Annotated in this window: 2 protein-coding genes; one reads left to right on the top strand and one right to left on the bottom strand. The window is 72.3% G+C overall.

All coding sequences use genetic code 11. From position 1 onward, the window contains the following. Nucleotides 1–1,192 (bottom strand): polysaccharide biosynthesis protein (locus PV363_RS16995; protein WP_301022976.1); only part of this gene is annotated, 1,192 nt, incomplete at its 3' end. Nucleotides 1,193–1,214: 22 nt separating this feature from the next. Here PV363_RS16995 and PV363_RS16990 point away from each other — a divergent pair. Further along, on the top strand, nucleotides 1,215–2,765 hold the full coding sequence (locus tag PV363_RS16990) for a hypothetical protein (protein WP_301022975.1): 1,551 nt from the start codon (nucleotides 1,215–1,217) through the stop codon (nucleotides 2,763–2,765). The last annotated feature ends 75 nt before the right edge of the window (nucleotides 2,766–2,840 follow it).

Below are 2,840 nucleotides of genomic sequence, written 5' to 3'. Positions count from 1 at the left end.
CGCGGGTCGACAGTGCCCAGGCGGCGGCCGCGACGACGGCCGACGTCGCCACCATCGTGGTCACGACGCCGCCGACGTGGAGCGGTGCCAGCAGGATCACGGCCGCGGCGACGGAGCTCGCGGCCCACAGGAGCGAGACGATGCCGTGCGAGCGACGCGCGAGCGCGTCAAAGACGAGGAGCTGGACGATCGCCAGCAGTGAGCCCTCGAGCGCGAAGAGCCAGAGCATGGGCTGAACCTCGGCGTACTGGTCTCCTCCCACGAGGATGAGCGCCAGACCGGACAGCGCTGCCGTCGCCGCCGTCGCGCAGGCGCCGACGATCGCCACGGCGAGGATGGCGAGCCTCCGAGCTCTCTCCGCCCGCGCACGAGCGAGCCGGGGGAACGCGACGATGCCCACGAACTGCGGGAGGAACAGCGCCGCCTTGGTCAGGATGAGGCCGGCGCCGTAGAGCCCGCTGTCGTGCGGGTCGAGGGCGACGCGGGCCAGGAGCGCGTCGAGGTTGCTGAGGACGAGGTAGGCGAGCATGGCGTGCGAGCCCGCGAGGACCTCCCAGACGTACGGTCGAGCGCCGACGACGCCGCCCACCCGCAACAACCTCCCGCAGAGCAGGATCGGCAGCCACGCGCCCACCATGACGCCGGCGATCGCCGCCGTGGGGGTCGGGCTGATCAGCATCGCCGCCGTCCCGAACACGATGCGCCCCACCCCGCTGGCCACGTACACCGCCGACAGCGAGGTCCACCGGTGCTGCCCCTGCGCGATGCCGGCGAGCGCGCCCATCAACGTCAGCGGGACGACCGCCGCGCCGCAGAGCACCACGGGCCAGGGAGAGTCCAGCCGGAGAGCATCGGCGATGAACGGACTCAGGACGGCCAGCACGCCGCCGACGGTTGCCCCCAGGGCGAGGGAGACCGTCGTGGCCGTCGCCGTGACCCGCTCGGCCGAGGCAGGTGCGACGGCGATCCGACGGGCCGTCGTCGTCTGCACCGCGAGCGCCGCGACGTTGGCGACCAGGATGACGCCCAGGAGCGCGGTCAGCGCACCGAACGAGGCAGGCACGAGCGCCCGCGCGGCGACGAGGTTGAAGGCGTACGCGCCGGCGTTCATGACCATCATGGCCACGGCGATGCGTCCCCCCGCGCTCACGGCGGTCGACGACGGGCTCGGTGGGGACGTGGGCTCAGACACGGACCAGATATAACCATGCGTGATGAGTCGACGACGTTGGGGGAAGGCCTGGCCGTGGGTCATGGCGCTGCTGGTGTGCGCGCCGATGCTCGCCGGCGGCTACGTCCTGTCCTACGACATGGTCTTCGTGCCGCGGTTGGACATCGCCCGCTCCGACGTGTGGGGACTGGGCTCGGCGACGCCGCGCGCCGTTCCGTCGGATGCCGTCGTGGCGCTCGCGAACCTGGTGGTCCCGGGGTGGCTCCTGCAGAAGGTGGTCCTGGTCGGGAGCCTCGTCGCGGCCGGTGCCGGAGCGATGAGAATGCTGGAGCGCTTCGGTCTCGGCGCCCAGCTGGCCGGGACGACCTGGTACGTCTGGAACCCGTACGTCGCCGAGCGCCTCGTCATCGGTCACTGGCCGCTGCTGGTGGCGTACGCGGCACTGCCGTGGCTCGTCGTCGCCTGTCTCCAGGTCCGTGCGGGGGAGGGGGTGCGCTGGTGGCGCTGGGTGGTCCCCCTCGCCGCCACCGCGCTGAGTCCCGCGTCGGGGGTCATCGGCGCGGTCCTGGCGCTGTCGGTGTGCGGCTGGCGGCGCTGCGGGAGGGTCGTCGTCGTGGCTGTGGCGGTCAACCTGCCCTGGATCGTGGCCGGACTCGCCCACGCCGGGACGGGCCGCAGCGACCCGGCAGGGGTCGCCGCCTTCGCGTTGAGGCCGGAGGCGGGGCTCGGCAGGCTCGGCGCGGCACTCAGCCTCGGCGGCATCTGGAACGCCGACGTGGTCCCCGACTCGCGGAGCCTGGTGACCGCCACGGTGTTCTGCCTGCTGCTGTGGGCGGTGATGGTCGTCGGTGCGGTGGCCGCGTGGAGGGGTGGCCCAGCCCGCGAACCGATGCGCGCGCTCGCGCCGGCCGCGGTCGTGGGACTCGTCGTCGCCCTCCTCGGGGCGTACGTTCCCGGGCTGCTGGAGTGGGTCGTGGAGTTCGTGCCGGGTGGAGGGCTGCTCCGTGACGGTGCGCGTTACCTCGCTCTGCTGGCGCCGCTGCAGGCGATTCTCGTGGCGGCGGGCCTCACCGTGCTCGCGGGGCGGCTTCGTACCGGATTCCCTCGCTGGAGCGTGCTGGGGGTCGCGATCCTGCTGCCGATCGCGGTGATGCCCGATCTCGCCTGGGGTGCGGGCGGCCGGCTGCAGGCGGTCTCGTACCCGGCCGAGTGGGAGCAGGCGCGCGAGGCTATCGCCGACAGCGATGCCACGGGCGACCTCCTGGTGCTTCCGTTCAGCGCGTTCCGTGCCCCGGCGTGGAACGACGGCCGGGTCGTGCTGGATCCCGCGGGCCGATACTTCCCCCGGTCGTCGGTCGTGAATGACGACCTCGTCGTGTCCGGCAAGGTCGTCGCGGGAGAAGACGAGCGGGCGCGGGCGGTGGCGAGCGCACTCGAGGCGGACGATCCTGCCGCGGCACTTCGGGCCGAGGGGATCGGCCTCGTGGTCGTTGAGGAGGACGCGTACGGTGCCGACGACCTCGACGCCCTCCGGGCGGACCTCGAACCCGTCTTCAGCGGTGATCAGCTCACGGTCTACGAGGTGCCCGAGTGACATCGTCCAACAACTGGTTGTGATGTTGGTCATCGGAGCCAACTGACTGGTAACCTGACGGCTCAGACTTCAGGA

The sequence above is a fragment of the Mumia sp. genome (assembly GCF_028803055.1).
Classification (GTDB): Bacteria; Actinomycetota; Actinomycetes; order Propionibacteriales; family Nocardioidaceae; genus Mumia.
Note: the sequence above shows the minus strand (reverse complement) of the source record. Positions and strands in the feature narration are given on the sequence as shown.